This is a genomic window from Pseudomonas sp. AC255, assembly GCF_979258175.1.
Map to the genome: position 1 here is coordinate 3,340,955 of NZ_OZ409841.1, position 26,929 is coordinate 3,367,883.

At 56.6% G+C, this 26,929-nt stretch carries 28 protein-coding genes and 1 pseudogene; 5 read left to right on the plus strand and 24 right to left on the minus strand.

Annotated elements, in window-relative coordinates; all coding sequences use genetic code 11:
* Nucleotides 1-121: 121 nt before the first annotated feature.
* Nucleotides 122-1,030: a 50S ribosomal protein L3 N(5)-glutamine methyltransferase gene (gene prmB / locus ACZZ0K_RS15125; RefSeq protein WP_016773773.1), complete on the minus strand. Its 909-nt coding sequence runs from the start codon at nt 1,028-1,030 to the stop codon at nt 122-124.
* 237 nt (nt 1,031-1,267) lie between these two features.
* Here prmB and ACZZ0K_RS15130 point away from each other — a divergent pair, with 237 nt between their 5' ends.
* The 5 genes from ACZZ0K_RS15130 to ACZZ0K_RS15150 all read left to right on the plus strand — a co-directional run bounded on the left by ACZZ0K_RS15130 (nt 1,268) and on the right by ACZZ0K_RS15150 (nt 6,928).
* The gene (locus ACZZ0K_RS15130; protein ID WP_016773772.1) at nt 1,268-1,858 is read left to right on the plus strand and encodes a cysteine hydrolase family protein; all 591 of its coding nucleotides are present in this window, start codon (nt 1,268-1,270) and stop codon (nt 1,856-1,858) included.
* Between the two features lie 131 nt (nt 1,859-1,989).
* Nucleotides 1,990-2,310, plus strand: coding sequence for a hypothetical protein (locus tag ACZZ0K_RS15135; protein ID WP_041479344.1), 321 nt, complete (start codon nt 1,990-1,992; stop codon nt 2,308-2,310).
* Between the two features lie 74 nt (nt 2,311-2,384).
* Nucleotides 2,385-2,942, plus strand: coding sequence for a Smr/MutS family protein (locus tag ACZZ0K_RS15140; RefSeq protein WP_016773770.1), 558 nt, complete (start codon nt 2,385-2,387; stop codon nt 2,940-2,942).
* Between the two features lie 458 nt (nt 2,943-3,400).
* Nucleotides 3,401-5,884 (plus strand): P-loop NTPase, encoded by a 2,484-nt coding sequence (locus tag ACZZ0K_RS15145; RefSeq protein ID WP_463559163.1) that lies wholly within the window; start codon nt 3,401-3,403, stop codon nt 5,882-5,884.
* A 534-nt stretch (nt 5,885-6,418) separates the two neighbouring features.
* A complete protein-coding gene (locus tag ACZZ0K_RS15150) occupies nt 6,419-6,928 on the plus strand; it encodes a hypothetical protein (RefSeq protein WP_463559164.1) in 510 nt (169 codons plus the stop codon).
* 283 nt (nt 6,929-7,211) lie between these two features.
* On the opposite strand, the gene ACZZ0K_RS15155 is transcribed toward ACZZ0K_RS15150, so the two are convergent.
* The 23 genes and pseudogenes from ACZZ0K_RS15155 to ACZZ0K_RS15265 form a co-directional block, all read right to left on the minus strand.
* Entirely contained in the window at nt 7,212-8,567 is a 1,356-nt protein-coding gene (locus tag ACZZ0K_RS15155; protein WP_463559165.1) for a hypothetical protein, read from the minus strand.
* Between the two features lie 561 nt (nt 8,568-9,128).
* The gene (locus tag ACZZ0K_RS15160; protein ID WP_423662451.1) at nt 9,129-9,347 is read right to left on the minus strand and encodes a hypothetical protein; all 219 of its coding nucleotides are present in this window, start codon (nt 9,345-9,347) and stop codon (nt 9,129-9,131) included.
* Nucleotides 9,348-9,748: 401 nt separating this feature from the next.
* A complete protein-coding gene (locus ACZZ0K_RS15165; RefSeq protein WP_463559166.1) occupies nt 9,749-10,543 on the minus strand; it encodes a DNA adenine methylase in 795 nt (264 codons plus the stop codon).
* 149 nt (nt 10,544-10,692) lie between these two features.
* Nucleotides 10,693-11,235, minus strand: a complete 543-nt coding sequence (locus ACZZ0K_RS15170; RefSeq protein WP_463559167.1) for a lysis protein — start codon at nt 11,233-11,235, stop codon at nt 10,693-10,695.
* The gene (locus ACZZ0K_RS15175; protein ID WP_463559168.1) at nt 11,217-11,780 is read right to left on the minus strand and encodes a glycoside hydrolase family 19 protein; all 564 of its coding nucleotides are present in this window, start codon (nt 11,778-11,780) and stop codon (nt 11,217-11,219) included. Before ACZZ0K_RS15175 ends, ACZZ0K_RS15170 begins: the two co-directional genes overlap by 19 nt.
* 49 nt (nt 11,781-11,829) lie before the next feature.
* Complete coding sequence (locus ACZZ0K_RS15180; RefSeq protein ID WP_463559169.1) at nt 11,830-12,879, minus strand: phage late control D family protein; 1,050 nt, start codon at nt 12,877-12,879, stop codon at nt 11,830-11,832.
* A gap of 90 nt (nt 12,880-12,969) precedes the next feature.
* Nucleotides 12,970-13,176 (minus strand): tail protein X, encoded by a 207-nt coding sequence (locus ACZZ0K_RS15185; RefSeq protein WP_123377010.1) that lies wholly within the window; start codon nt 13,174-13,176, stop codon nt 12,970-12,972.
* Entirely contained in the window at nt 13,151-13,996 is an 846-nt protein-coding gene (locus tag ACZZ0K_RS15190; protein ID WP_463559170.1) for a phage tail protein, read from the minus strand. Before ACZZ0K_RS15190 ends, ACZZ0K_RS15185 begins: the two co-directional genes overlap by 26 nt.
* Before the next feature lie 9 nt (nt 13,997-14,005).
* Nucleotides 14,006-16,789: a phage tail tape measure protein gene (locus ACZZ0K_RS15195; RefSeq protein ID WP_463559171.1), complete on the minus strand. Its 2,784-nt coding sequence runs from the start codon at nt 16,787-16,789 to the stop codon at nt 14,006-14,008.
* Between the two features lie 150 nt (nt 16,790-16,939).
* Entirely contained in the window at nt 16,940-17,539 is a 600-nt protein-coding gene (locus ACZZ0K_RS15200) for a phage tail assembly protein (RefSeq protein WP_463559172.1), read from the minus strand.
* Between the two features lie 12 nt (nt 17,540-17,551).
* Nucleotides 17,552-18,055, minus strand: a complete 504-nt coding sequence (locus ACZZ0K_RS15205) for a phage major tail tube protein (protein WP_073473004.1) — start codon at nt 18,053-18,055, stop codon at nt 17,552-17,554.
* Nucleotides 18,056-18,069: 14 nt separating this feature from the next.
* A complete protein-coding gene (locus ACZZ0K_RS15210; RefSeq protein ID WP_463559173.1) occupies nt 18,070-19,236 on the minus strand; it encodes a phage tail sheath subtilisin-like domain-containing protein in 1,167 nt (388 codons plus the stop codon).
* A 103-nt stretch (nt 19,237-19,339) separates the two neighbouring features.
* Nucleotides 19,340-19,711 (minus strand): phage tail protein, encoded by a 372-nt coding sequence (locus ACZZ0K_RS15215; protein WP_463559174.1) that lies wholly within the window; start codon nt 19,709-19,711, stop codon nt 19,340-19,342.
* Between the two features lie 65 nt (nt 19,712-19,776).
* Nucleotides 19,777-21,747: a phage tail protein gene (locus ACZZ0K_RS15220; protein ID WP_463559175.1), complete on the minus strand. Its 1,971-nt coding sequence runs from the start codon at nt 21,745-21,747 to the stop codon at nt 19,777-19,779.
* Nucleotides 21,740-22,348 (minus strand): phage tail protein I, encoded by a 609-nt coding sequence (locus ACZZ0K_RS15225; protein ID WP_463559176.1) that lies wholly within the window; start codon nt 22,346-22,348, stop codon nt 21,740-21,742. The genes ACZZ0K_RS15220 and ACZZ0K_RS15225 overlap by 8 nt, the downstream gene beginning before the upstream one ends.
* 1 nt (nt 22,349) lies before the next feature.
* Nucleotides 22,350-23,231 carry a baseplate assembly protein gene (locus ACZZ0K_RS15230; RefSeq protein WP_463559177.1) on the minus strand — a complete coding sequence of 294 codons (882 nt, stop codon included), beginning with the start codon at nt 23,229-23,231 and terminating at the stop codon, nt 22,350-22,352.
* Entirely contained in the window at nt 23,228-23,554 is a 327-nt protein-coding gene (locus tag ACZZ0K_RS15235) for a GPW/gp25 family protein (RefSeq protein ID WP_186633565.1), read from the minus strand. Before ACZZ0K_RS15235 ends, ACZZ0K_RS15230 begins: the two co-directional genes overlap by 4 nt.
* A gap of 5 nt (nt 23,555-23,559) precedes the next feature.
* Nucleotides 23,560-23,808 (minus strand): hypothetical protein, encoded by a 249-nt coding sequence (locus tag ACZZ0K_RS15240; RefSeq protein WP_240996692.1) that lies wholly within the window; start codon nt 23,806-23,808, stop codon nt 23,560-23,562.
* Nucleotides 23,809-23,860: 52 nt separating this feature from the next.
* Nucleotides 23,861-24,427, minus strand: a complete 567-nt coding sequence (locus ACZZ0K_RS15245; RefSeq protein WP_463559178.1) for a phage baseplate assembly protein V — start codon at nt 24,425-24,427, stop codon at nt 23,861-23,863.
* Nucleotides 24,424-24,936: a hypothetical protein gene (locus tag ACZZ0K_RS15250; RefSeq protein ID WP_463559179.1), complete on the minus strand. Its 513-nt coding sequence runs from the start codon at nt 24,934-24,936 to the stop codon at nt 24,424-24,426. Before ACZZ0K_RS15250 ends, ACZZ0K_RS15245 begins: the two co-directional genes overlap by 4 nt.
* Nucleotides 24,929-25,591 (minus strand): annotated as a pseudogene (locus ACZZ0K_RS15255) (hypothetical protein). The gene ACZZ0K_RS15250 and the pseudogene ACZZ0K_RS15255 overlap by 8 nt, the downstream one beginning before the upstream one ends.
* The gene (locus ACZZ0K_RS15260) at nt 25,588-25,908 is read right to left on the minus strand and encodes a head-tail joining protein (protein ID WP_323161826.1); all 321 of its coding nucleotides are present in this window, start codon (nt 25,906-25,908) and stop codon (nt 25,588-25,590) included. The pseudogene ACZZ0K_RS15255 and the gene ACZZ0K_RS15260 overlap by 4 nt, the downstream one beginning before the upstream one ends.
* Nucleotides 25,909-25,910: 2 nt before the next feature.
* Complete coding sequence (locus tag ACZZ0K_RS15265) at nt 25,911-26,906, minus strand: major capsid protein (protein WP_463559180.1); 996 nt, start codon at nt 26,904-26,906, stop codon at nt 25,911-25,913.
* Nucleotides 26,907-26,929: the final 23 nt, after the last annotated feature.

Here is a 26,929-nt window from a genome sequence, read left to right on the forward strand (position 1 = left end):
TACTGATCGTTCCCATGCTCTGCGTGGGAATGCAGCCCGGGACGCTCCGCGTCCCAAAAGCGGACGCAGAGCGTCCATTGATGCATTCCCACGCGGAGCGTGGGAACGATCTGTCACAACCTTAGACGCGGGACGCGAACAGGGCCTGATGCGCGCGGCACTGCTCCGCTGTCAGCATGAACACACCATGCCCACCACGCTGGAACTCCAGCCAGGCGAAATCGACTTCCGGGTACAACGCCTCGACGTGCACTTGGCTGTTGCCCACCTCGACAATCAGCAAACCCTTCTCGGTCAGGTGATCCGCCGCTTCGGCGAGCATGCGCCGGACCAGATTCAGACCATCATCACCGCAGGCCAGACCGAGTTCAGGCTCGTGCTGATACTCGTCTGGCATGTCGGCGAAATCTTCCGCGTCGACGTAGGGCGGGTTCGACACGATCAGGTCGAAACGCTGACCCGGTAAGCCGTCGAAACCATCACCCTGCACGGTATAGACGCGCTCATCGACGCCATGGCGCTCGATGTTCTGATTGGCCACTTCCAGCGCCTCGAACGACAGGTCCGCGAGCACTACCTCGGCATTCTGGAATTCGTAAGCGCAAGCAATGCCGATGCAGCCGGAGCCAGTGCACAGGTCGAGAATTCGCGCCGGTTCGTTGCCGATCCATGGCGCAAAGCGGTTTTCGATCAGTTCACCAATCGGCGAACGCGGGATCAACACGCGCGGGTCGACGATGAACGACATGCCGCAGAACCAAGCTTCACCGAGCAGATAGGCGGTGGGAACGCGATCCTCGATGCGGCGCTTGAGCAAGCGCTGCAGATTGACCAGTTCGTCATCTTCCAGCGCGCAATCAAGATAGCTGTCGGCGATTTCCCAAGGCAGGTGCAAAGCGCCCAGTACCAACTGGCGCGCCTCGTCCCAGGCGTTGTCGGTGCCATGACCGAAAAACAGATCCTCCCCATGGAAGCGGCTGACGGCCCAACGGATGTGGTCGCGCAGGGTACGAAGTCGGGAAGTGATCACGGCGTAGAACTCCAGAAAAAACGACTGGCGATTCTAGCAGCCAAAACGCGCGACGACGACGCAGGAAAAACCACGCGGCTCCGGTAGGAGTTTTCTTTTTTGCATCAGGCATTGAACGGAACGTGTAACTTGACAAGGCTGCAGGCCAAGAACGACGGCGCCTACGATGGTAGCGATTCACAGAACCGCTCAGCCAGAGGACAATGTCGCAAAAGCCCCACCCCGAGGAGCCCCAGAATGTCCGTTCCAAAAACGATGTTTCAACTCAGCGGCCGCGGTTACGCAGCGGCCACACTGAGCCATGCCACCGTGGTCATCATCGATGCCCAGAAGGAATACCTCAGTGGCCCGCTGGCCCTGAGCGGCATGGACGCGGCCGTCGCGAACATCAAACAAGTGGTTGCCGCAGCCCGTGCCGCCGGTCGGCCGATCGTGCACGTGCGTCATCTCGGCACCGTGGGTGGCCTGTTCGACCCGCAGGGCGAACGTGGCGAGTTCATCCCTGGTCTGGAACCACAGGGTGATGAAACCATTATCGGCAAACTGCTGCCGAGCGCGTTCCATGGCACCGAACTGCTCGAGCGTCTGCAGAACCTCGGCTCGCTGGACCTGATCGTTTGCGGTTTCATGAGTCACTCCAGCGTCAGCACCACGGTGCGCGCGGCGAAGAACCTCGGTTTCCGCTGCACTCTGGTCGAAGACGCCTGCGCGACACGCGATCTGCCGTTCAAGGGCGGCGTGCTCAGCGCCGAACGCGTGCAGGAAGCGGAAATGGCAATCATGGCTGACAACTTCGCCACGCTGGCAAAGACTCAGGACCTGATCTGATCCTGCCCTTGTGAGCGGTGCGTTGGCGCCGCTCATCCGCTATATCCGCTGATTTGCCGCAATTGCCATAGCCTCAGGAACAACCCGGTCAACTCCCGGTCGAAGGGCCGATACCATTGAGGAAGGTCGGAATGAAGTTATCCGATGGATTTGACGCACGCCGTTTGCGGCCCAAAGGCCAAAGCAACTGGCGTTTTCGATTTGGCGCGGCGATCTCGGCCATTCTGGCGACGTTCGGCGTGCTGCTGGCGATGGCTGGGGCAGCCAGCCTGCTCGGCCGCCCGCCGGCGCTGGGTGACCTGAACGCATCACCGCTGGGCTCGGCAATCATGCTCGCCGTCGGCTTGCTGTTTCTGTATTTCGGCGTTGCCCTGTGGCGCCGCTGCCGCCGTCGCGCACGGCAATCGCGGGAACTGAACATGGCCCCGCATCTGATGAAAAAACACGACTGACCCAACGGCCTGGCTTTTTGCCGGGCCGTTTTCTGTCGACTTGGGTAAACTGGCCGCCCTTCGCGGAGGCTGACATGCAAGACGACGATTTTTCTCTGTTCAAAAGTGCGATCCAGGGCGTCAAGCCTATCAAGCACGACCGCGCCGACACCGGCAAACCCAAGGCTGACCGCGCGCAGATTGCCAAGCTGCGTCAGTCCGCCACCGTGCGCAGCGACACCACTATCATTGATGGCTTGTCCGACCAGTTCGTGATCGACGTCGGCCCGGAAGACGAACTGATGTGGTCCCGCGACGGCGTGCAGGAAAGCCAGATGCGCAAGCTCAAGGTCGGGCAGATCCCGTTCGAAGGCAGCCTCGACCTGCACGGCATGAGCGTGGAAAAGGCCCGGGAGACGCTTTGGGCCTTTCTCGCCGAAGCGACCAAGTTCGAAATCCGCTGCGTGCGCGTGACTCACGGCAAGGCCGTGCGCCTCGATGGCAAGCGGCCGATGATCAAAAGCCATGTCAACACCTGGCTGCGCCAGCACGCCCAAGTCCTCGGCTTTTGCTCCTGCCAGGCCCGTCACGGCGGCGCCGGCGCGGTTTATGTGATGCTGAAACGGACGATGATGGAAGGCCGCGACGAATAAAGCCATCACACCGAACTTGCAGGGTTGTGTCCGCCACCGTACCCTTGCCCTTTGCGAAAATCCCCACAGGTAGTTTCATGTCCCTGGAACAGAATTACACCGCTATGTTTCGGAGGATCTAGCAAGTTACCAGGAGCAATGAAATCAAGGGGTTAGCTCTGATAAATACCCCTCATTACATGCCATGACACGATTGTTGGTACGGAAAATGGTACAAGTTCTTCCTCCGAAAAGCTCTGCATTGTCAGTGACAATGCAGAGCTTTTCGGAAGAGAAAATGCATAGCGCTCGATGGAGGGGCAGCGGAACGTCAGAAAGCGATCATTTTAGTAAAAAGTGCTATCAATCAAAAAACTTTGCAATCAGGCGACCGGAAGAACGAAAGCCAGATTGACAAAAAAACACTGAAAATATCAAAATGCCATCCTTTTGAGAGTCAATCTAAGGAAGGCCCAAATATGAATGATTCCATTCTAAACGCAATAAAAAAAGGGGATTTGATTCTATTTTTAGGAGCGGGGGCCTCTGCAAACTGTAAAAACAGAGAGTCACCAATATTAATGTCAGGAGATCTAGCTCGCCAAATGGCAAGCTTAGCGAGCCTTCCTTACAATGATGAAAACTTGGACGTCGTATACGAAGCAGCTAAAGAACTTCTCGGCGTCAGGCTTGATCAGTTTTTAGAAGAAAGCTTCAACCATATAACCCCATCAGCAGACTATGACACGCTCGCAAAATACGTCTGGAAAAGAATTTACACTTTAAATATTGATACAGGTCTTGATCGAGCACTTGCGCGCTTAAGCAGCCAAAACATCAACAAACTATCCGCTTCAGACCCTTTCATTGATCCATCTCCATTTTTCGAAAATCTAGAATACATCAAGCTCAATGGAACGGCGGACCGAATCCAAGACGGCGTGATATTCTCATCTTCGGAATATGCCAAAGCCACAGCAAGCCATCTCCCTTGGTACTCGCAATGTGCTTCAGACTTCGTTAGATCACCTATATTATTTATAGGGACGCAGCTTAATGAACCGCTTTTGAAATATCATATAGAGCGGTATCAAACATTAAATCCGCAACCGCAGGGCGTCAGCTACTTGATCGCTCGCTCTGCAACCGCGATTCAAATCGCCGCTCTGAAGCGTTACAAGATTGAATTCATTCCCGGAACGCTTTCTGATTTTACATCGTGGCTATCTGCAGAAATACCTTCTCCTCCAAGCCCAATAAATGTCGCCCAAGAAAAACTTCCTCAACTAAAAGATTTCGCAGAAAAAACTACGGAAGAAAAAGAACAATATATTGAACTATTCGAAAACGTAAAATCAATAAAACGCGAAAATTTCGATAAAACACCTAAGACCAATGAAGCAACAATCAAAGACTTTTATAAAGGCTTTAAACCCACCTGGAATGACATTATTGAAGAGATACCTGCAAAGCTAGACATATTGACTGAATGTATAGAAAAAATCTCCAACATCAGTTTAGAAACCGAACAAAAACTTATTCCACTTATAGGTCCTGCAGGTTCTGGAAAGGCCACCTTAGTTAAGCAAATTTGTCACCACTTCTGTCTAATAGAGGACTGGGGCGTTTACTTTATTGAGGGCACACCAGAAAAATTGATAGACACGCTAGTTGCTATTGAACAGGCTTCAGAGCAAAGTCGACTGATAGTTGGCATCGATAATATCGAATTTTTGACCGACCAATTAGTTATAGCTCTTTCCTCGAAAAAGCTTACGAAAACGATACTGATAGCATCAGAGCGGGAAAGTACCTGGAATCGAAGAGCTCGTCATTCACTGCAAGACTTCTATCAACCGCCAACTTTTGTCCGTGAATTCTCCGCGAATGATGCGAAAAAAATCTTATTAAAACTCGAGAAATATGGCTCCTGGACTCGACTCGGAAGAATGTCTGAGAGCGAGAGAACCAAGGAACTCCTAAATAGATCCAAGAAGCAGTTGTTAATTGCACTATTGGAGGCAACTTTAGGTCGGGGTTTCGAAAGAATCATTGAAGAAGAGTATTCTGCAATCACATCTGAAGATGAAAGGACTCTTCTTGCGATTGTGGCTATTATTACAGATCGACGGTCGCACGCCCCCATATCACTAATAGACAGGGCGCTTGAAAAAATATCAATTTTGAGCGGAGCAACAGTAATCTTTAGCGGCTTAGCAGGAATTATACATCACCAAGGAAACGCAATGTTTGCTAGGCACCCTGTATATGCTAGATTCCTAATAGAGAGGGCTTTCGACCCTAGCTTGACAGCAAAAGCATTAAATGCGGTATTACAAGCATTCGCCGATTACAAAGCACCTGTAATCAGACATCTTAAGAAAACTGAGGCGACAATCTATAAGAGCCTCATCAATCATAAATTTTTATTCGAATCCCTTAAGGGCAAGCAGGACTTAATAATAGGCACTTATAGCAAGCTAGAAAAGAAATTTGAAAGTGATGGCTTGTTTTGGCTTCAGTATGGTCTTTCGCTACGTGACTTCAATCACAATGGTGAAGCCTTGGAAAAATTGAAGATTGCTAAAGAAGCTTACTCGATGCCTCACACATTGCATGCTCTTGGACAACAATTACTACTATCAGCGCTGGAAACTGAACATGAATCCACAGCGCTAAGCTTAGCCGATGAAGCTAAGGAAATTCTAGAGGCTCTCGACGACACCTATGAAAGCGACGATACTTATCCTATTGTCACGCTAGCAGAGGGGCATACAAATGTAGTTAGAAAGTTTTCTGAAGAGTCTGACGCTCGGAACTTAGCAAAATATTACTCAAGAAAACTTGAAATCCGATCCAAACAAAAGCCAGAGTATACTCGACTGAAATTGGCCTACGAAAGAATGTTTAGATATGCGGCTACTGGCGTATGGCAGGAGATTAATAGTATTACAGGAAAGTAAAAATTCTAGTACGCCACAAAGGTGTACTAGTTAACCCCTTACTACTTGTGTTAGTTTTCTACTTTTGCTGATTTTTTTCCAACGCAAAAGTAGAAAACATTACGAAACTCCAAATAATTCAAAACAGATAATCATCGGCATCTCAACACTCTGATAGATTGATTTTTTATTAAAAAGTTGTCATCAATAGCTATTACACGCATGTGGTGGTCGTTTCGCGGTCCGATGATGGATTGGGTGTAGCAACCCGCCTGCTACCCGCGCTGGTTGGCTAAAACATCACAGCAGCGTTGCGTTGTAGCAATTTCTAAGCATCAATAGGCCGGTCCCATGAAGCCGGCACCGCACTTGGTCCACTTCCCTGACGTCCTTTCACGGCATCTGTTCCTCGGTTAGAAGTCGCCGGATGCGTTTCCATTCACGAGATCAATTCTTTTTTCACGATAATGTCGCCATGAGCTTTAATGAAGCTGCCAAGCGCGGATAGCTAGGCACAGATGACTTCCTTATAAACTCTCGCAACTGGGAGGCTTTGTGGACGAGATAATCAAATTTTCGCTACCCGTAGTTTTGGCTATCCTCGCGTGGTGGCTCAAGCTTGCACGGGAGCACAGCACCGTTGGCCGAGCCATTTATTCCGAAATCAGAGCGCTGCAGGAGATAGCTACGCATCGTCACTTCTTGCAAGATTTTAGAACTCGCGCTGAGTTCTATCGCGCCAATCCATCGGAGCCGGCCGACCCCTATAAGATATCGGTGGCTGATCATTACTGTAGAGTTTATGCCGGCAACATCCAAAATATCGGATGCCTAGACTCGGAACAAGCAGCCCTCATTGTTAGGTTTTACCAGCTTGCGGACAGTGTTGTGAGAGACGTCTCGGAGGGTGGGCAACTGTATGAAGGCACTAATGATCCGAATGCGTACGAGGAGAACGCTTCGCTTTTAGAGCGAGCAATGCAGGTCGCAGATGATCTCAAAATCTTGCGAGAGAGACAGCGGGACGAGCCCTTCTATCGACGTTTTTTGAGATCAATTAAATGAATCAAATTACATAGTGCCTTTTCTACTTTAGCAATAGACATTAGAACCTCTCGATAAGTCCTTTAGAGCATTTGCCAATCGTCTTCGCCTTAGCTTCTGGCCGCCCGCAGTCATTCTAGGACCTCCGCTTTTGGCCGATTGATGGCTGTTGTGAAAAGCTATAACCGCCGTTCGCTCAAGTCATAACTAGCCAAATAGTCGCATTTCTCGAAATGACAGTACATCGCACAGTTTGTTGGAATGAGTTTCGCTTGATGTAGTTTTACCGTTCTGCATTATTCGTCTAGCCTTTGCTTGGTAAGACGAAAGGAGCTGCGGCTACATCAAATTTATCTACTGTAATGGTGATCTTATCGTCATCGGAGTCCATCTCACCGGCCACCTCAACGGTGCTGATCATAAATCCATTTCTGAGGTTTCTAGCGAAGGGATTTTCGTGGTTCGTAGGATCATTCCATCCGTGAACTCGAATGAACTCTTCAATAGATATTTCTCCTGCGAGAAGTCGAAGCAGCCCTCTAGAAGAAATTGTGATCTTATTGCCTTGCATAGAATATCTTCCTAATTGATCGTGTCCAACGCCCGGAGTTTTCAGAAGCGAAGCAGAACGATAGGCGGGTCGTAACGGTCTCGGTAAGTTTGGTAATGCGACTTGCAATGCTGCGGTCAATGTTTCGATTGCGTCATTCGTAGCTCGGTCAGAACGGGCCAGAATAGGAGCACAGATTAGCTCGTAGCTCATCTGAAATTTTGATGGACTGCCAAATGAATGATGTTGCTCATCTATGGTAGTTAGCAATACAGCGTCAATACTCTTATTCTGCCGAAGAAAATCTTCTGCAACCTCGCGTGCGCTATATGTATAGCTTGACTTCCCTTGACTCCCTTTTCTGATTAAATCGCAACCACCATCGCAGGCAATGATAATCCGCAGAGAATCTTCTGGCGCGCCATTTAGCTGTTTAATTTTCCCCTTGAGCGCACCAAATAAAGGATTGATAGCTTTTGATGTTGCTACAGTGTAGCTAGTATAACTGCCTCCGCCATTCTCCCAATTCGGATCATAAACAATTTTAAAGTTGATGTTATTTTCGCTACGTTCAAAAATTGATTTTATTGTAGGGGCTTCTCGTATTGTATAAAACCATGGTTCAAGCTCTGTTTTGATGAAGCTACTCATCTCAGATTTATCAGGTAGCATCAGGCGCATTTTGCTTCTATGGCTAGTGCCAGTGGTTTCTCCTCGCACATCTGTCCAAAAATTTCCGGGGCGCACTCCAAACTTAGATGCAAGCCGAGAAATCTCATCATTGATAAATCTTAGGGGATTCTGAGCGTCAAGCCCATCATCCGATATTGTGGTGATATCACCTGTGACCGTTAGTGCGCCGCCATCTTGCTTATTTATGGTCCACTGGAAGTCAGGGCGACGTCCATTTGGCAAGGCCTGTTCATGCTTAAGATGCCCCGCCTGGGAGAGCCCATGTAATATTACTAGCTCCCACATTACATGAAGCCGGGTAGCGTCTGTAGCGTTGAGTCTGTTAATGATTGTCGTGAGCTGGGCGGAGTTTAGCGTTTTCGCAAGGTCATTGATCCGAGCTTGTATTGCTCTGCGTGAAAATACGAAATTAGTCACTCCTTTCCTCCACGAGTCAGTCATCGTCCATGGAGGACATTATGGCATTGCACTCGACGAAGGATAGACTATCGGTCGAAAGCAGCGATCAGGCGCGTTCGCTTTTGGCCGGTAGCGGTCGCATGCGAACGTCCGCTTCTGGCCGAAAGCGGCCGTTGACCCTCTGACAGTATTAGGATGGGCTTGGCGTGAATTCGTGGGCGGGCGAAAGGCTCATAGGCGTTGCAAGTTCTAATCTCTCCTTCACCGCCAAATTCAGAGAACGCAATCCCCCTGATTCCACTAGAGAAAGTCGGTGGCTTTTGGTTTTTGGTGTTAAAAAATGAGGTCATGAGACAGCTCATTCAAGACTTGGTGTCGGCGGGGTTAATCACGGCAGTAATTGTTGGCACGGCGAGATACGCGTTATCACCTAGATACATACGGTGACCCCTGCAGGTCCATTCGATGGCGCGCCGAAAACGTCATGGTTAGCCAGCAAATCTGGATGATCACACTCAGAGTCTTTCGGATAACGCTCGGTTGATCGACATTGGCCGTTTGCTTGGTCGTGACGATTCTCTAACTCTGTCGTAAACGCATGATTGCTTCGGTAATCGCGTTTGCGTTTGCGTCGAGCGTTTGCAAGGCCTCGGTAGCGTTATCGGCAACTTCATCCGCGCCCGCCCCCGAGATCCAGTGAGTAATCTCTTCTATCGCCGCACCCAGAGCATGCTGGTTATGCAGTAACAGTGTCAGCGCATCGGCAGTGGTGATATTGGAGCTTGCAGTACTTGGCATGTGGATCGTCCTTGTGAAAGCTTCGTAAAAATGTGGTTTTTGCACGCTCAATCAGGGTAGCCCAACACTCAATCTCTTGAGGTCCATTCAGCATCGGAACAGCGCATCTGTCCCAGATCTGTCCTAGAACTTTCCCTCCTTGGCCAATTGATAGCAACAAGCGGGGGCGGGTTCAATCCAGAGCGGCGACTGGAACCTCCGTCTATCGGTTTGTAGATGGGCGTGCACCTTGATGGCCCATTGCAGTTGTTGACGACCAATGAACAGAACGCCGTTTATTTTTGAATTGGCCCCCAGATCTTGGTCAGGCGAGGGGGCATTTTGTCTGAGAAGCGGCAATCAAACCTGCCAACAGTGGATAGCCAAATGCCGGCAGGCTGGTTCTGACGCTTTGCTCATCATCAAAACAAGCCCCCCAAGGATTCCGGCGTCCAGTTCAAGATTACCAACTCGCCGCTCACCTCGGCTTTGCCTTGCCGTTGGTTGGTATTGCAATAACGGATATCCAGTGTCTCGAAGTGGAAGCCTTCGAACACGCGGCGGATGTCTGGGTGGTCGTTGATGCTGACCATCACTTTGCCTTTGCAGCGGCGCATGAAGTCGGCCATCCGCTCGTAGTTCTCGAATGGAAAGTCCACGCCATAACCGGCGGTCTGCCAGTAAGGCGGGTCCATGTAGTGAAAGGTGTGGGCGCGGTCGTAGCGTTCAGCGCATTCAAGCCAGGGAAGGTTTTCGACGTAGGTGCCGGACAGGCGCTGCCACGCGGCCGAGAGGTTTTCTTCGATCCGCAGCAGGTTGATGGCCGGAGCAGTCGTCGCCGTACCGAACGTCTGACCGGAGACCTTACCGGCGAAGGCATGGTGCTGCAGGTAAAAGAATCGGGCGGCACGCTGAATGTCGGTGAGAGTTTCGGGGCGGGTCATTTTCTGCCATTCGAACACCTGCCGCGAGCTGAGCGCCCATTTGAATTGGCGCACGAATTCTTCGAGGTGGTTCTGCACGACGCGGTAAAGCGTGACCAGGTCGCCGTTGATGTCGTTGAGAACTTCGACCGGCGATGGCTGGGGTTTCATGAAGTAGAGCGCGGCACCGCCGGCAAAGACTTCAACGTAGCATTCGTGTGGCGGAAAGAGCGGAATGAGGCGGTCGGCCAGGCGGCGTTTGCCGCCCATCCAAGGGATGATGGGTGTAGACATGAAAGCAAGACCTTTACTGTATGAATAAACAGGTGCTAGGCTCGCCGCGCTTTGTGCACGGAGCGAGAGCCTTGGCTGGACTTGCAGGGACCATCTGCAGGGACGGCGGTCGATCCGGATGTTGACGCATCCGGACCGGCCGCTCTTTTTCACTTCGATGTTGAGACTTCTTTGGCGTATGCCTGACAGGCCGCTAGGGCAATCAGCCCCCGGTCGCCGTCATCGGTGACGCCGATAATTCGTTGAGCATGCGCTGGGTCAAGTTTGGCTCTTGTGGGGCCATGAACCACGCCGCCGGTGGCGGTGGTGGCTGACACTGATCCGTTGCCGGCGCCGGTGGTGGCGTCGAGTAGGACTGACAAGCGCAGATCAGCAGTGGCAAGGCGGTCGCGCAGGCGACCTTGATCACGTTGGGCATCACTCAAGGCTCGGTAATGGGTTTGTTCGCTGGTAGCCAAGCGCTGCTCGAGCGCAAAGCGTTTTTCCTGTTCGGCACGCTGCTGCGCAACCGTGGCCAGGGCCAACTGGTTAAGGGTTTCGGTGTGGAGTCGCGCCTGCTCTGCGAACTGTTTGCCGTAGCGCCAATCCTGGACTTGCCAAGTAATGGCCGCGGAACCACCGACCAAGACGACCAGCAGCACGCCTTTTGCCAGTAGCCGATACGGCGCCGGGATCAGTTCGCCGAGACGCATAGCACCGCCCTCGCCCGCCCCCACAACTCCAACCGATCCTGCAGACCGTTGAGACCGCCATTGATCCTGCGGGTGATCGTGTTGAATTCGTTTTGATCGGCCAGCGCGTTCAGCCCATTCACTGACCAGAACCACGCGGCCGACTCGGCAGCCCACTGCGGCAGCTCCAGCAGTTCAGGCGTGCGCAGCAATCGCTCGTCACTGAACAGCGCCAAGCTGCAGCGCAGGTAGTTGTCGTGGCCAGTGACCTGGATCAGGCCGCGACCGCGATAGCGCTGGCCATCACCATCCGCTGCCGGCGTGTTGCCCAGTTTTGCAGCCAGGTTGCCGGTGTCGTATTTGCTCAAGTACTGATCGCCGCCCAGTTCCCGGACGTACTGCAGCTGACCCGACTCGTGACCGACTTGCGCCAGAAACGCGGCTTGGCGTTTCGGCGTGTTGATCTGTCGATGGGCCATGGCTGCGTTGAGGGCGGATACAAAAACGCCCGCTTGGCGGCGGGCGTTGGGCATGATGCTTTGCAGCTGTTGTTCAGTGATGGACATACAAACTCCAGACGTAAAAAAAACGCACTCAGGCGGCGATGGGATGCGGCTATTGCTTCTCGATGTTCACAACCTTGAGGGGTGGTTTCGGCCCTTTCTTTTTCTTGCCCTTGGATTTACCGGCTTTGCCGGCGTTGCATTCGACCGTGGTCGACCAGCCGGACTGGGTGAACACCTGTTCGACCGAATCCGCCAGGTATTCGCCATCAAGCCCGACCTTGAAACCCTGAGCGATGATGGGACGCTCGGCAAAGATGTCCGTCCGGCCGGGCATCTCAAACCGCACATCGGCGGTCGATCGGTTGAACGCTGACAAACGGGCCTTTGCCGCCGCCTCAGCGGCGCCTTTATCTGGGTAGATATGGCGGTCGGTATGCACTGCCGGCAGGCCATCCGGCGCGTCATCGTTGTCGATGGTGACCACCGCGAGCTTGCCGTTCTTTTTGTCCTGATGCTTGGTGGCCACCGCCTTGTGTGAGTTGCGATCGCCTAGGCTGAATTGCCAGCGACTGAGGTCACTGCGGGTCAGCGTGATAGCGCCAAATGCTTTGCCGCTGGCCGTCTGGCCACCTTGACGCGGCATCACTAACAGCTTGCCGTCGGCGACCTTGGCTGTGCAGTCGTACTGCCTGGCCAGACGCGTGATGAAATTGAAATCGGACTCGTTGAGCTGGTCGACGCGGGCGACCTTGGTCGACACCCGACACACCGGCGTCCAGCCATTGCGCGCGGCGACGTCAGCCACGATCTTCGACAGCGGCACGTCTTCCCAGCTTCCGCTACGGATGGTCTTGCCGCTGCCACGCATGTCGCTGGCCTTACCCTTGATCACGAGGGTATCCGGCGGGCCTGATACCTCGACCGTGTCCACGGTGTAGCTGCCCATTCGCGCCAAGCTCGTTTCGGCGTAACCCAGGTAGATCTCGATTGAGCTGCCACGCCGGGGCAATTGCACTTGCCCATCACGGTCGTCTATACGCAACTCAAACTCGTCGGACTCCATACCGGGCTTGTCAGAGGTACGCAGCAACAACAGCCGATCATTGATCTTGGCCGTAACATCGGCGCCATCGGCGACAATGCGAAACATCGGAGTCATGGATTTTTCCCAATAAAAAACCCGCACAAGGCAGGTCAGAAAACAAGGTGTCGTGAGACGGTGCGGCACCGGCGAAGGCATCGCCCAGGATCAATCCCACAAGCTGACGCCCTCATTGGTCGGACTGGGCAGATCCGGCAGGACGATGATCACGCCAGACCGGAACGGCTGAGGCTCATCGGCCAGTCCCTGATTGGCATCGAGTACGGCCTCGACGCTGCCATTGAGATGGCCGTAAACGTTGTTGCAAATGACATCGAGCATGTCGCCGTCAGACGTCCTGCATGTCGTCGCCATAGCGCTCAAACTCCAAAGTGAACCCCTGTTTGCGAGCAATCCCGCCGTGCAGCAGTGCGGACTGTTCCTCGTTGATGTTTTTCAGGCACCACGTCCCGATCACCTCGCCATAGCCCGTGGTCAACGTCAGCGGTTGCAGCCTGGCGCCGATGGAACGCAGGGTGTCGAGCTGCTTTAAACCGCCTTTGAAGCCCGGATAGATCGTGCCCTTGAGCGTCAACTTTTCATCGCCCATACCGATAGCCTGCTTCGCCGGCCGGCGCGTCAACCGCTCCTGCGAAGCCCAGCGGAATTCGGTCGAACGGCTCAGCTCATCAAAAGCTGCCGTGTCGAGGTTGAAGTAATACGGCTCAATTTTCGGATCGCATGGCTGAATAATCATCAGGTGCGGGAACGGCTTCACCGCCTCCGGCGCCGGCGTGGCTTCCCCAGTAAAGGAACTGGTGGGCACGATGTTAGCGAGAGACGGGCTGACCTTGCCGGCGACGTTGTTAATCGCCGTGGCCGCTTTGCCCGCCTGTTCCTTCAATGTGCCCAGCCGCTCCTGCACTTCGGCCGCCGCCCGGGTGGCGCGGCCGTACACCGCCGCCACCTGACCGACCTTGGCCTGAGCCGCGTCGACGCCGCGCATCACCCGCTGAAGCTTGGCGCCGATGGCTGGACCAACGAACGGGATTTTTTCCAGCTCGGACGCGGCGCCGGTCAGTTCGCGGATCGCGCCGTTGACCGGGGTCAGCATGCCGTCAGCACTGCGCCGCCCGGTTTCCGCTGCCTCGACCAAATACTTCAGGCTCGATTGGATTTGCTCCATGTAAGCCATGATACCTCCTTAGACATGGGGTTCGTCGTACAGCTTGGCGGCGTTACTCTTCGCCGCATCCGCCATCATTCGCTGCATGTGCGGCATCAGATCCTGCGCCAAAGCTTGCGGGTCCTTGACGTCGCCCTGCACCGTGACCGGCATGTTCAGCGAGTACTGAAACTGCTGGTCCACCTTGGCCGGCACAGGTTTTTCTGGCTCCTTGGGTTGGATCGCCAGCGCCGCCGACTTGAGCGGCGCCGTCACCGCCATCGAGCGCGCGACATCCCCCAGCGCTGGTCCTTGCTGGCCCGCTGACGCCATCATGAGCGGCGTGGTCGGCACCGGCGCCTTTGCCGTTTGCTCGGGCTTTTCATCCTCGCCACCAAACAGCGACTTACCCAGAGATCCGCCCAGCGCCGCACCGCCCTGACTGCCCAAGTAAGCACCGATCAGGCCGCCGATGGCGGTGCCGATGATCGGCACCACCGAACCGATGGCGGCGCCTGCTGCTGCGCCTGCCATCGTGCCGGCGAGATTGCCCGCAGCCGCACCGTAGCCCTCGGCTTTTTCATCCTTGGTCTTGGCGTTTTCAAACGTCTCGTAGGCCATCGCCCCAGACTCCAGCAGCGTACCGCCCGGGATCATCTTGGCGACTTTGCCGACCTTACCAACGGCCTGTACAACCCCGCCCAGCTTGGCCATCGTACCGGCCGGTACTGGCGGTACCGGAGGAATTGGCGGACGTACCACTGGAACAGGTGGACGTGATATCGGTGGACGCGACGACCCAGGGCGAGGCAGCGGCCGACGCCGCGAAACATGGCGCCGCGAGCCGCGACCACGCCGACGAGATTCGCCTTGAATATCCGCACCGCCGGCGCCGCCCAGAGCATTAGCGTTGACGACGAAAACCTTCCTGACTGCGTCGTCACCTCCGGCCTGACCGCCTTCATCACCTCCCGACGCCGCTTCCTTGGCCAGTGATACGACTTTGAGGCCAGTGGTGACCAGATCGAATTTCCCGGGTTTCTTGTCGCTGGCATCATCGGTGCCATCTGCCGGCGAGCCCTTGAACGCCGCCACTGCCTTGAGGCCGGTTTCAACCAATGACAGCGCTTTACCGGCCTTACCCTTGGGTTCGGCATTGCCGCCAGCGCCATCCTCGGCGTTGGTCACAAAGACCCTTTGCACTTCGCCGGATTTGCCCTTACCCAAGGACCCGCGCGCCAGATTCAACAGGCCTTTGCCGATCTTGAATGAGCTGACGATTCCTTTGAGCGCAACCAACCCACCACCGACCGCGGCGATACCCATCACCACCCCGGGCGCGCTGTCAGACAGCGAAGTGACGCCCTTGGCAACCTTGGTCAACGACTCCGCGACGACATCCGTCACCGGCCGCAAGGCATCGCCGATGCTGCGCATGGCGTCATCCATCGACTGGGCCATTTCTGCCCATTTTTGCGATGACGACTCGCGCCGCTCGGCGAGGTTTTTATCGAGGATCCCGGTCGCCTCACGCGAATCGTTTTTGAGCTGGCTGTACAGCGCCTTGTTCTGCATGTAGGCCGACAGCGCGGCCTTGACTTGCATGTCGGCGAACAGATCGCCGGTGCGCAGGGATTCTTCCAGCGAGGCCATCATGGCCTTCGCCTTTTCTGGATTGGCTTCCTTGCTGATTTTGGACGTCGCTTCGGCCATAGCCGCCGCGCGCTTTGGATCGGTCGCCTGAATGTATTTCTGAGCCAACGCCATACTGGTCTCAAGCGTCGACATACCGTTTTGCAAACCGGTCTGCATCGATCCCTTGTAATCGATCCCGGCTTTTTCGTAAGCCTTGACCGTATCGGTCGAACCGATTTTGCCCATCCAGTTTTTCAGGTTGTTGGCCGCTTCGTCCGAACTGCCTGCCTGCTTCATCTGGACCTGCAACATGGCGCCCAATTGCGTCACCGCGTCCAAGCCGGTGATGCCGTTGCTGGCCATGTTGGCCAGCAGTTCCGGAAACCACTTGGCCATGTCGGCCGCTTCAAAGCTGCCCGCCTGCCCTTGGTACGCAATCGCTTCCAGCGCCTGCTGCATCTGCTTGGGGTCGGTGATCTTGGCGTTCTGCCCTAGGGCGTTGATCATCTTCGCCGTGTCGACGCCGCTGGATCCCTGCCCCACGACAAACTTGGCCGCGACAGGCGCGTATTCCAGCGCCTTGCTCAGGTCCATACCGGCGCCGACCAACTGATTGACCACGTCGGCCACATCGTTGCGCGCCATGCCGGTATCGCGTGAAGTGTCGATGATCTTGCGCGACATCTCCTGCTCTTGCGGCTTGTTGGCAATGCCGGCCTTGATCGCGATGTCTCGCACAATGGCGCCAAAATCAGCGCTGACCTTGGTCGGTACCGCCATGGCACCGACACCGACCACCGCTGCACCGACGGCGCCCTTCATGCCCTTTACGCCAGAATCAATCTGCTGATGACCCTTGGCTTTCAGCTCGGCTTTGTTGGCCGTCTGCCCCATCGAGCGATAGGCTTTTTCCAGCCGGCCGACCTCGACCCCCTGCTTTTTCAAGCTGTCGAGGTTCGAGTTCAAACGGTTGAGTAATTTGGACGCGCCGGCAGCGCCGGTGTCGTGAGCCTTTTTCCATTCTTCACGCAGGCGGATGGTGTCGCCAATCGTGCGCTGCAGCACACGCGCTTTGTTGCCTTCTGCCTCAAGGCGCTTGATGCGCCCGGTCACATCCTTGAACGCGGCGCCGACCGTGGAACTGACGGCACCGCCGATCACCAGCCCGAGGGCGAGTTTGTTTGCCATGTCATGGCCCTCATGTGCCCAGCACTACCGATGGCGGCTCAATCCGTGAGCCACCACACCATATCCGCGAACGGCATAGACTGGATCTCGGCGGCGGAAAATCCGGTTTCCGCCGCTAGACGTTTCGCCGCCGACTTGATAACGCTGGGGTTAAAGCCCGTCGTCGTTGTCCATGCGAAAATAGCCGGCCTGTAAGCGGTTAAAATCCACCAGCTTCAGCCCCTCCAGATCCGCCACAGGCGCACCGGACAGCGCAGCAAACAACACCAGCTCGCGCTGCTCATCATCGCCACCCACCTCACAGTTGGCCGCCCGCACGTCGCCCACGGTTGGCGAACGCAAAGCCAGTTTGTCGACCGTCACGCCGTTGATCTCACTCGGACACGACAGCGTTACCAGCACCTGATCGGTGGTCAGCGACAGCCACGCCGGCATCGAGTCCGAATAATCGGTTTTCGGTACCAGGTGCGAATACGCCGTTTGCACGCGGCGATAATCCGTCAGCTTGAGGCCTTCCAGATCCTTCAGTCCGACTTCGGCCAGACCGGCGAACAGCATCAGTTCGCGCTGTTCATCATCGCCGTTGGCAGCACGGTCAGCCGCGCGCACTTCACGCACGGTCGGGTTGCGCAGGTTCAACGTCTCGACGTCGATGCTATTGGCTTGGCTTGGGCGGGTGAGCGTTACGACGGCACCGACTGCACTGAGCGACAGCCAGGCCGGATGGTTTTTAGCGATTGCTTGGGTCATCTGAATCTTTCCTTACAGGCCGAGCGCCTGGCGCACTTCGAGGAGTTGGTCTTTCCCGTCGATCACTTGAATGCCGGCGACCATGTCGATCTCGTACATCAGGCGCCCGTCGATTTCGAGCTTGTAATACGTGACCGCAACGGCGTGTTTGATCTCGGCAGCATCACCGGCTTTCCAGTCACCCAGATCGACCTCTTTGAGCCGGCCGCGCAGGGTGGCAACGACCGCTGTCACCGCGCCTTTTTGGCCCTTGAAGGCACCTCGGAACGTGGCGTTGAACGCCGTGCCGTCAGCCAGGCCGAAGTATTTGAGCGACTCGCGGCGCACGCCCTTGGTGACAAACGAGGCTTCCATTTTTTCAAGCCCCTGATCCATCTCGATGGGGCCGGCCATGCCGCCCCCACGATATTCGTCAGTCTTGGTGGTCAGCTTGGGCAGCGTCAGGCTGGGCACGTCGCCGGAGAAGTTCACGCCGTCGACGAACAGGTTGGTGTTGTACAAAGTCTGAGGAATCATTGGTTACGCCCCCTTTAGGCTGCTTCAAGCACTTCGGTCATCCACTGATCGGTGACTTCGAAAAGGAAATTCGGGTTTTCTGCAGGCGGCACGTCGGTGAAACGGATACGCCAATACACCTTGCCTTGGGCGATCTGGCTGGCCGTGTTCAATTCGGTGTCGGGGAAGACTTCAAAATTGATGATCGCGCCTTGGGCTTTCAGGTCGGCCATGAACGCGTTGAGACCGTTGGTGACATCGGTCACGTAGGTCTTGGTGATCGAGCGGTCGACCGCCCATTTATGCCCTGCCTGCACCGCGTCCATGAGGATGAACAGCGTGCGAACGCGGGTAACAAACGCCCACTTCGGATCGCTCGACAGCGTGCGGTTACCCCACAGGCGGTAACCGTCGTCGCGAATGATCGTGGTGATATTGGCGTTGTTGAGCAGGTTGGCCCGACAGGTTTCGTCGCCGTCCAGGTACTCGACCGCGCGGCCGGTACCGGTGATGCCGGTCAACTCCTTGTTCGACGGCGAGGCCCAGAACCCGTATTCAGCATCCGTCCAGGCGAACAGCCCTGCTGCCCAAGCCGAGCCGGGCGCGTCGACCGTCGAGCTGGTGACGGTGTCCCAGTACCTAACACCGGGGTCGACCATGAACAGGTTGCGACTGCCGAAGTTCTCGGCGTAGGCAATAGCGGCCTCGTCGGTCGTCCCCGGGCCGTCGATGATGCCGATAGCGCGCAGCTTCTGCGCCACGCTGTCGATGGCCGTGGCCACCGCCTGAGTCGCCGTATGGCCAGGCGCGATCAACAGCCGCGGTTGGGCGTTAAAGAGGCTTTTGCCATCAAGCAGCGCCTGTAGTCCGGTGCGCTGGCCCGAGGCAAGAACGCCGCCGATGATCGCCGAGGTCTGCAGCGCGGGGTCTTCCAGCTTGGCCACACCGATGGCGACGATCACCGCTTTGGCCTTGACGTAGATGGCCTGACAGGCCTTGGTGATCGCCGAGTCAGGGCCGAAAGCGGCGATGGCTTCGCGCTCAGTGGTGATCAACTTCAGCTCGCCCGCCTTGGCCGTACCACCGCCGAGAACGCCAGGTGTGAAGGTATCGCACAGACCGATAATCGACGACGACGGCAGCGAGATGGTGCGCGCGCCAGTATCGACCGACGTGGTCGTAACGCCGTGGAAAAAACTCATAAGGATCAGTCTCCAGAATCGAAAAAGCCCCGCATAAGCGAGGCTGTGAGGGTGTTCGTGTTACGCGTAACGGAAAAGAAAACGCCCCGTCAGTGCGGGGCGTCTATTGGATCTGCTCAATCAACCAGGACGGTGCGATCGGACGATGATCGATCAGTGGGAATTGATCCCCTTGCGGCCATTCGCGCAACAGCCGGCGGTAGCGTTGCAGGTCGGCATATTGCTCAGGCGTGATCGAGGTCAACCCGCCTTCTTCGACTTCGTCGCGATGGCGGGAAACCAGAGGGTCAGTTAAGAGCAATTGCGAATCGCGCCAACCACGCTCCTCAGCAACCTGCGCCTCGTAAGTTGGCAGGGGCTTATCGATCAACTCCGGGCCGCTGACAGGCGTGAAGTCAATCATCTTCCCCTGTGACTCGCCCTTCAGTAGTTGCGCATGGCGCTCAGCTGTAATCTCGATCACGTCATCCGGCATCGACGAATGAATCGAAGGATCAAAAAACCGCACTTGGACGGTGAAGCGAACATAGCTAGTTCTCCCTAGTAGCCCATGGCAAACCATGCGCAGGCTGACGGGACCGCAGCGATTACAGCCGCCGAACCCTTGTTCAACGCGCCGATGTTGTGCGCCGTGAAGCCGTTCCCTGCGACAGTGAACGTCCAAATGGATACGCTTGGTGCGCCGCCATTGTCTTGGCTGCAAATCCAAGCACAGCGGTTTGGAAAGGCCACCGGGAAGGTGGCACCTACCGACGTTGTCGTGATGCCCGTCGAACCCCATTGAAGAATAAGGCCGCTGGGAAGCTTCTGATAACCGCTAGGTAAAGAGGCCATGAAGGCCGCGCTGTGTTTAAGCGCCGCCGTTCCCGAGCCTATCCAGTTGGCACCAACCTTGACTAATTGCAGGTCTTCGCCGGTGCCAACCACGATCGACGTCAAGGGCGATCCATCGCAGGAAATTACGTCAGCCCCGGTGCGGGACAGCGTATGGCTGCCAATGCCCGTATTTTTGTAATGCAGAACCGAGCCATCAGCGATGCCTGCCGTGGACGGCAGGAATGAGTTGCCGGCGCCGATGTTTAAGTTTTTGCCAACGTGGCCAGCATTCGCAAATGTGCCAGTCCCGATATCTGCCACACCGGCCAAGTTACCTAGCGCGCGTTGGACAAACTCCGTCGTCGCAAATGACTTACCGTTTTCAAACTGCGGCTGCGTCAACCAGTTGGAACCCTGCATCACGGCGCAATACTTGAGCGCCGCAGTACCACCCAGTAAGCGCCATTGAGTATCGATGCGGACAAATTCGGCCGTGTCAGCCACCCCAAACATGATCGATCCAACTGAGCCGATTGACGTATACAGCGCGTCCCCGGCCGCCGGCTGAATGCTCAGGCCAACCCCGCTAGAGCAAACAAGGGAAATTGTCGCGCCTTGGGCAACGCCCGCTGTAGGGGGTAGCGTGGCCACCAATAATGCAGCCCCTGAAAAATTGTGCATTCCCCCTACATGCGCCGCTGTAAGCGCCGTATTCACCCCATTGGTCGTAAAGGATGAATACTCAACGCCCATACGCTTAACAAATTCGGTATTAGCGAGCAGCTTACTGCTGTCGAATTGACCCGGGGTATTTCCCGTGGGATTGATCAGCGCCGGCGAGTTGATCGGCGCGAAGCCTTGCGTGACGTTCTGGAAGGTCAGCGCCGTGGTGCCCAGGACAATCGCCCCGTCAGTGATCAACTGCCAAAGCGTATCCGCCAACGTCGCGCCCTGCTCGACCGACACCAGCAATGCCGACGTCACCTCGGCATTCGAGTCAGCATCCACCGCACGCGACCAGCCTGCGGCTGCTGCAACCCAAATGCCATTGTCTTTTGCGGCGTTCTGGTTTTTCACGAGTACCCGGTCACCGACAGCCAGTGCCACGCCGTCAATGGACTGAAGCCCGGTCAGCGCAATGTTGGCCGTGGTCGCAACCCGCACCGACTGCTTGTTGTCGAGCTTGTACAGCTCTTCCAGAATCTTTGCGTCGACGTACTCACGCGTCGCCAGCACCACCGACGGGTCAATCTTGAGCTGAATGTTGCCGGTGCTGGTGACAATGAAGTTCATCCGCACGATTTGCGTGCGGCCCGAGCCTTGCGACAGCAGAGGCTTGAAGCTCGGCGCGCAGTTGGCCACCGCCACCAAATCGCCGTCGGCATCATAGAGGCCGATTTCTCGGATCCACTTACCGCCCTCGTCGGCCGGGATGATCTGCTCGGCGATGATCACCGCCGGGTTAACCGGGTCGATCTTCAGTTGGTTGAGCGGCTTTCGGCGCCACTCATTGAGCAGCTTGATTTGACTGGCCGATGGCACCGGGTTGGGCGGATCCGCCAGCCCGTTCGGGTTGGCATCCCCCACGCCCATTTGCGTGATCAGCCAGGGAATGCCGAGCGCGTCGGCGTTCGCCTGCTTGGCCATCCCCACATTCGTAAGGATCGCGAAAAACTGCGAATTCGCATCAATCATAATAAACGTCCAGGGTGTCTATGGTGTGTTCGCGGCCAACCACGCCAACGCTGCCAGTAACCTCAATGTCACGCATGACGGGTGGGTAAACGTCGATTTCGTCGCCTTCGTAGAGGGCTACCGCGATATTCAAATTGCCTTGAGTTTCCAGGCTGATCGCCAGCCCGGTCAGTTGCCGGGTGACGGGCTTGGCATCGTCAATCAGGCGCTCAAGCTCCTGATACATTTCTTCGGAAATGCCGGTATCCAGCACCCCGACCTTCAGCGCGAAGGTGCCCGGCACGCCCTCGGGCACGGTCTGAAACCACTCGACAATCTCGATCAGATAGCCCAGCGGTTCGACCACGCGGCGCAACGCGCCGATGGTGCCTTTGTGCTTGTGGATGTAGTACGAGGCCTTGATGGCTGCGCGCTTGGTCGCCTCAGTCCACCGGTAATCCCAGCGATCCACCGACCATGCCCAAGCGAGATGCGGCAGCAAATGCACCGGGCAGGTGTCAGCGTTGTAGAGGTCGCGTAAAGGGACAATCGTCTTTTCGAAAAAAGCGGCCTCCATGGCCCGTTCAAGTTGCGTGCTGTTGAGCGGTAGGAGACTTTTCATATCAGCCCGCCAGCCTCACGTTGTAGCGCGTACAGAACGCCGCTTGCGCCTTGGTCGGGACCAGATCCTGCCAGCCGACCAACTCAACTCGGGCAACGCCGGCAACGTGCAACTGTGCGTCAACAGCGGAGCGAGCGACCTCGACGCCCAAGCGCTTGCGTGGATTGATCCAGCCTGCCAAGCGGTTTTTGGCCTCGGCCAAACTGGCATCCGCTTCCGGACCAGCGCTGGCCATGTGCAAGATGGCGTCAATCTCGTAACGGATCACCTCTGCGCTCTGCACAGTCACGCGATCACCAACCGGACGGACGTCATCGTCATTCAGAGCAGAGGCCACAGTCGCCAGCAGCTCCGGCGGCGCTTCGCCTTCCCCTTCCAACCCCAGCACCGTGACAGTGACGTAACAGGGCTTCGGGCTTTCGGCCGTGGCATCTGCCACCAACCCCGAGGCATTGCGTGCATGCAGGATGTAGCTGTTACGCGGGCCGGCCGTGGTCAAGCCCTCATAGGCCAACTGGATGCGCTCGCGAAACGGGTCGTCGTCTTCCATGACCTTGGGCACTGGTGGCACTGCCAGCAGATCCTCGGGCTGAATGACCAGGCGCTTCAGATTGACGTTGGCTCCCAAGTGATCGAGGTCACCGCGAATGGCGTGCGCCAGTAAAAGCGCCTTGCCTGCGTCATTGACTCGGGCGCGGTTACCGACCTTGTTGTAAGCCCCGACCTCAAGCACTTTGACCACTGGGTCGCTTTCCAGCGCGGCCGTCCAGTTGCCGCCCATGTACCCGCGAAACACGCTCAGCCCGTCCTGATAAACCTCTTCGAAGTCCAGAGGCTCCAGCACGGTCGGGGCTGGCAGCGATGACAGATCTACGGTACTCATGCGGCCACCTCCAACGTGACGCTGTCGCCCAGGTACTTCCCGACGATTTGCAAATTGATTTGCCCGCCAATGACGGAAATGACCCGCACCTGATCCAATTTCAAACGCGGCTCCCAGCGCCCCAAAGCGCGGGCAACCTCAGCCTGTACGGCGCTTTTCCAGCCTTCGTTGATGGGCAAATCGATAAACCGCCGCAGCTTGCTGCCGTACTCCATACGGTGCCGGCGACTGCCCAGCGGCGTGCTCAAGATGTCGGCGATGGATTGGCGAAGGTGCTCGATGCCGGATATGGGTAGGCCGGTGTGGCGATCCATTCCGATCATCGATGTCACTCCTTGAACGGCTCGTATTCGTCGCTGGCTTTCAGGAACTTGACCGCTTCGATGTCCGAGGCCGGCACCACGACCGTCGCCTTGTCGACCGGATAGGAACGGTCAGTGCCGGGGACGATCAACAATCGCGACGTGTAGAGCTTGTCGCGGAATTTCAAGAACTCGGGCGATGAGTACGGTGAGGATGCAATTGCCGATTCCGAGGACGCTTGCACCTCGGTAACGGTGGTATCGATCTTGGCCATGTGTTTCTCCAGGCATGAAAAAGCCCGCACTGGGCGGGCTGTCGTGAATGAATTAATGCGTGTGGTGATTGCTGTTGCCAGTGGCGTCAATGATCGCACCCGCGCTGGTGATGCCCTTGGTAACGTGTAGCGCACCGTCGATCATCACCGCCGCTTTCAGATTGATGTTGCCGGTGGTCACGCTCACAGCGGCATCAGTTACGACAGCTTCGGTGCTGGCCACTTTTATGGTGACCGTACCGCTCGGCAGATTGATGCTGTAGCTCTTGGCCTGCCAGTCGTAGATCAGCGAGCCGCCATCATCGAAGCGCCAGACCTCGACATGGTCGCGATTATCCGGCGGAGGTCCCGCGTTGCCATACAGGCCAGGGACAAACGTGCCTTGCGACACGTCGCCGCTGGGACTGATCAAACTGCCCTGCTCGCCCAAAGACGGCGCCCGCCAGTGCCGGGCCTTACCCGCTGCAATGCTGTGCCACCGCACCCAAGCGCTGACCCATTCACTGCCATCCGACACGCGACATAGCGGCGGCGAAGCGGACAGATCCACCGCGACCACGTAGCAAGCCTTTACCGCCCCCGCGATCATGCGGTCATGCTGGGCGCTTACGTAACTCACGGCAGATGCTCGGGCCTGAATGGGCCGTCACCAGGTTCAACATCAAACACCAACGTTCCCGGTGGTTCGTCCGGCCACGGCCATTCTTCAAGGCCGAGATAAATCTGCTGAGTCCACTCCACCAGCCACACCGTGTATCCATCCAGGTGTGGCTGGGTCCAGTCCTGCAGCGATTGCACAAACTCGGCAGGCTCAACTGCTAGCCCCCAGGCTTGCGCACGCAGCAGCACCGCCAACTGAGTCGCTAACTGCACGGCCTGTTGATGATGGTGCTGCTTGATGGGGTCGACGATGATGCGAGCCTCAAACTTGAAGATCAGCGAAGTTTCGCCGGTGCCGATATCGGTACCCGGCTCGATCTCAGCCACCTCAAGGAACACCGCTGGCAGCAATACGCGATCTGCAACGTTCGGCCAGGCCGTGACTGTTTGCACTCCAGGAAGGTGAGCGCGCAGATGCTGCTCAACCGCCCGATAAAGCTGGTCCAGGCTGAAGGGTTCGTCAGACATTACCGATCCTCTTGAGGTATTTCTGCAGCTCAAAGTTGAGTTCCTGCTTGAGGATCTCTAGCAGGCGCTCATCCGCTTTTTTACCCAGCTTTCAAAGTGCGGTCGGGCTTGCTCCAGCGATACCTTGGCCTTGGCCAGCGGGAAACGACTGCCGTTTTCGGCGACCCAACCCGAACTCGGCCCGCGACCAGGTGACACCGTGCTGTCGGGGTAGTCGTCCGCGTTGAAATGCTTGCTGGCCGTACGGATCCATATGTCGGGCTTGTTGCCGTAGACCTTCTTGAGGAAAGCCCCTTGGTAACGCCGACCCGCTACTGACACGCCGCTGCCGCTTTGCCGCGCCCGGCCGATCCGGCTGGACTCGATGGCATTCAAACCGAACCACAGTTTGCCGCTCGCAGCCCCGCCGGAAACCGGATAGCTGCGCAACCGCTGACGCACCGCCGCAACAGCGATGCGCTCTGACCGGCTGACGGCTCGGGCTATGTGCGTGCGCAACCAACCCAGCGTCTTGTTGATCGCGCGCCGATGCGCCGCAGCAGCAGCTTTCGGTACCACCTTCAAAGTCCTGAAACGCCTGAAAGTCAGCGGCCGAGGACTGAATGGAGATCATCCCGCCCCCGGCCGAGGGTTTGAAATAGCTGCCGACGCTCATGGCCGCAACCTCAGAATCAGGGCGACCAGTCCGTCGCCGCTCGGTTCGAGCTGTATCAAGTCGTAGTCGCCGCCGCCATCCAACGCAGGCAAGTCAACGCTGACCAGCATGCCCTGTTCCAGACCTTGCGAATCGCTGACGCGGATCTCGAAGCGCGGCTCGCGCAACCCGGTGTTGAGCTTGCCGAACTTGGGTTGCAGCCAAGGCGCGGCGAACATGCCGAACACTGGCTCTTCGCGCCCCTCGATCCGCGCCGTATCGCCCAGCGTTTCGAACACCACCGCGTCGACCTCGGCGACCAGGTCGCGAAAGCCCACGGTCAGAGTTCCAGCAGGATCTGGGCGCGCGGTCGAGTGCACAGGTGCAGCGGGTTGGACTGTGCTTCGCCAGCCATACCTTTGTTAAAGGGCAACGGCTCGATCATGCTGTAGTACGGGATGCCCTGAGTGTTGACCGTTTCCATGTAGTCAGCCGGGGCAAACACCGATATGTACAGATCCGGCACGCCTTCAGGGATCAGAAGCGCCTTGTCGTCATGCACGAACGACACGCCGGCGACCTTGCCACGGTAGCGTTCCCAGATGATGCCGCCGAACTCGAAGCTTTCACGAGCATCACCGCGCAGAGCCGCTGCCTGCTGACTATTGAGGTAGGTCTCTTTGACCGACTTGTGAACGATCAGCTTGTTCCAGAAGTTCTTGCCGCAGAAGGCGCGAGAACCGGTGCTGGTCACGCTGCCGAGCGCGTCTTCCTGCATATCCAGCGCTTCACCGCACTTGACCCGAAGCTCCGTGCCCGCATCCGCCAATCCCATGGACAACTTTTGGCGATCCACACCAAAGCGGTCATAGAGATCCAGCAGTACGGTTTTGCCATCGGCGTCGAGGATCTGGCCATTCAGTGCGCCCATACGCTGGAATTCGTGCGTGGCGTCCAACTGGCGCCGCGCCTTGGCCAGACGCGCATTCACCACGTCCTGTACCGCCTGCAGTTCGGTACGAGTGCCGAAGGCACGGATGCCTTGGATTTCATCCGCCTTGATGGTGAAGCGCTCGGGCAGGTGCACGGTGTTGAAAGGGATCAGGTTGCGCTTGCTCGCCGCAACCACCAGGCCAGAACCACCACGTTCACCAGCAGGCACCAGGGCCAGGGTGTCACCGTCCTTTTCAATCTGCACGGTCAGGGTGGTGATGCCTTCCTCGCGGAACAGCCCCAAGGCGCTGATGCGCCCTGGCAGGTACGGTTGATCATTGAGTGCAGCGGTCAGCGAAGTAACGGTGAACGCTTCGTCGTCAAAAATGGCGATATCGGCCATGGGTACTCTCCAGAAACGAAAAA

Bases quoted from the DNA above. Each gene is read 5' to 3' on its own strand.
- ACZZ0K_RS15240 (WP_240996692.1), bottom strand. From the start codon at position 23,808: ATGGCCAAGATCGATACCACCGTTACCGAGGTGCAAGCGTCCTCGGAA.
- ACZZ0K_RS15265 (WP_463559180.1), bottom strand. From the start codon at position 26,906: ATGGCCGATATCGCCATTTTTGACGACGAAGCGTTCACCGTTACTTCG.
- ACZZ0K_RS15235 (WP_186633565.1), bottom strand. From the start codon at position 23,554: ATGATCGGAATGGATCGCCACACCGGCCTACCCATATCCGGCATCGAG.
- ACZZ0K_RS15180 (WP_463559169.1), bottom strand. From the start codon at position 12,879: ATGACTCCGATGTTTCGCATTGTCGCCGATGGCGCCGATGTTACGGCC.
- ACZZ0K_RS15145 (WP_463559163.1), top strand. From the start codon at position 3,401: ATGAATGATTCCATTCTAAACGCAATAAAAAAAGGGGATTTGATTCTA.
- ACZZ0K_RS15130 (WP_016773772.1), top strand. From the start codon at position 1,268: ATGTCCGTTCCAAAAACGATGTTTCAACTCAGCGGCCGCGGTTACGCA.
- ACZZ0K_RS15135 (WP_041479344.1), top strand. From the start codon at position 1,990: ATGAAGTTATCCGATGGATTTGACGCACGCCGTTTGCGGCCCAAAGGC.
- ACZZ0K_RS15195 (WP_463559171.1), bottom strand. From the start codon at position 16,789: ATGGCAAACAAACTCGCCCTCGGGCTGGTGATCGGCGGTGCCGTCAGT.
- ACZZ0K_RS15220 (WP_463559175.1), bottom strand. From the start codon at position 21,747: ATGATTGATGCGAATTCGCAGTTTTTCGCGATCCTTACGAATGTGGGG.
- ACZZ0K_RS15225 (WP_463559176.1), bottom strand. From the start codon at position 22,348: ATGAAAAGTCTCCTACCGCTCAACAGCACGCAACTTGAACGGGCCATG.
- ACZZ0K_RS15160 (WP_423662451.1), bottom strand. From the start codon at position 9,347: ATGCCAAGTACTGCAAGCTCCAATATCACCACTGCCGATGCGCTGACA.
- ACZZ0K_RS15175 (WP_463559168.1), bottom strand. From the start codon at position 11,780: ATGTCCATCACTGAACAACAGCTGCAAAGCATCATGCCCAACGCCCGC.
- ACZZ0K_RS15185 (WP_123377010.1), bottom strand. From the start codon at position 13,176: ATGGCGACGACATGCAGGACGTCTGACGGCGACATGCTCGATGTCATT.
- ACZZ0K_RS15165 (WP_463559166.1), bottom strand. From the start codon at position 10,543: ATGTCTACACCCATCATCCCTTGGATGGGCGGCAAACGCCGCCTGGCC.
- ACZZ0K_RS15230 (WP_463559177.1), bottom strand. From the start codon at position 23,231: ATGAGTACCGTAGATCTGTCATCGCTGCCAGCCCCGACCGTGCTGGAG.
- ACZZ0K_RS15205 (WP_073473004.1), bottom strand. From the start codon at position 18,055: ATGATTCCTCAGACTTTGTACAACACCAACCTGTTCGTCGACGGCGTG.
- ACZZ0K_RS15170 (WP_463559167.1), bottom strand. From the start codon at position 11,235: ATGCGTCTCGGCGAACTGATCCCGGCGCCGTATCGGCTACTGGCAAAA.
- ACZZ0K_RS15215 (WP_463559174.1), bottom strand. From the start codon at position 19,711: ATGCCGGATGACGTGATCGAGATTACAGCTGAGCGCCATGCGCAACTA.
- ACZZ0K_RS15140 (WP_016773770.1), top strand. From the start codon at position 2,385: ATGCAAGACGACGATTTTTCTCTGTTCAAAAGTGCGATCCAGGGCGTC.
- ACZZ0K_RS15250 (WP_463559179.1), bottom strand. From the start codon at position 24,936: ATGTCTGACGAACCCTTCAGCCTGGACCAGCTTTATCGGGCGGTTGAG.
- ACZZ0K_RS15210 (WP_463559173.1), bottom strand. From the start codon at position 19,236: ATGAGTTTTTTCCACGGCGTTACGACCACGTCGGTCGATACTGGCGCG.
- ACZZ0K_RS15190 (WP_463559170.1), bottom strand. From the start codon at position 13,996: ATGGCTTACATGGAGCAAATCCAATCGAGCCTGAAGTATTTGGTCGAG.
- ACZZ0K_RS15200 (WP_463559172.1), bottom strand. From the start codon at position 17,539: ATGACCCAAGCAATCGCTAAAAACCATCCGGCCTGGCTGTCGCTCAGT.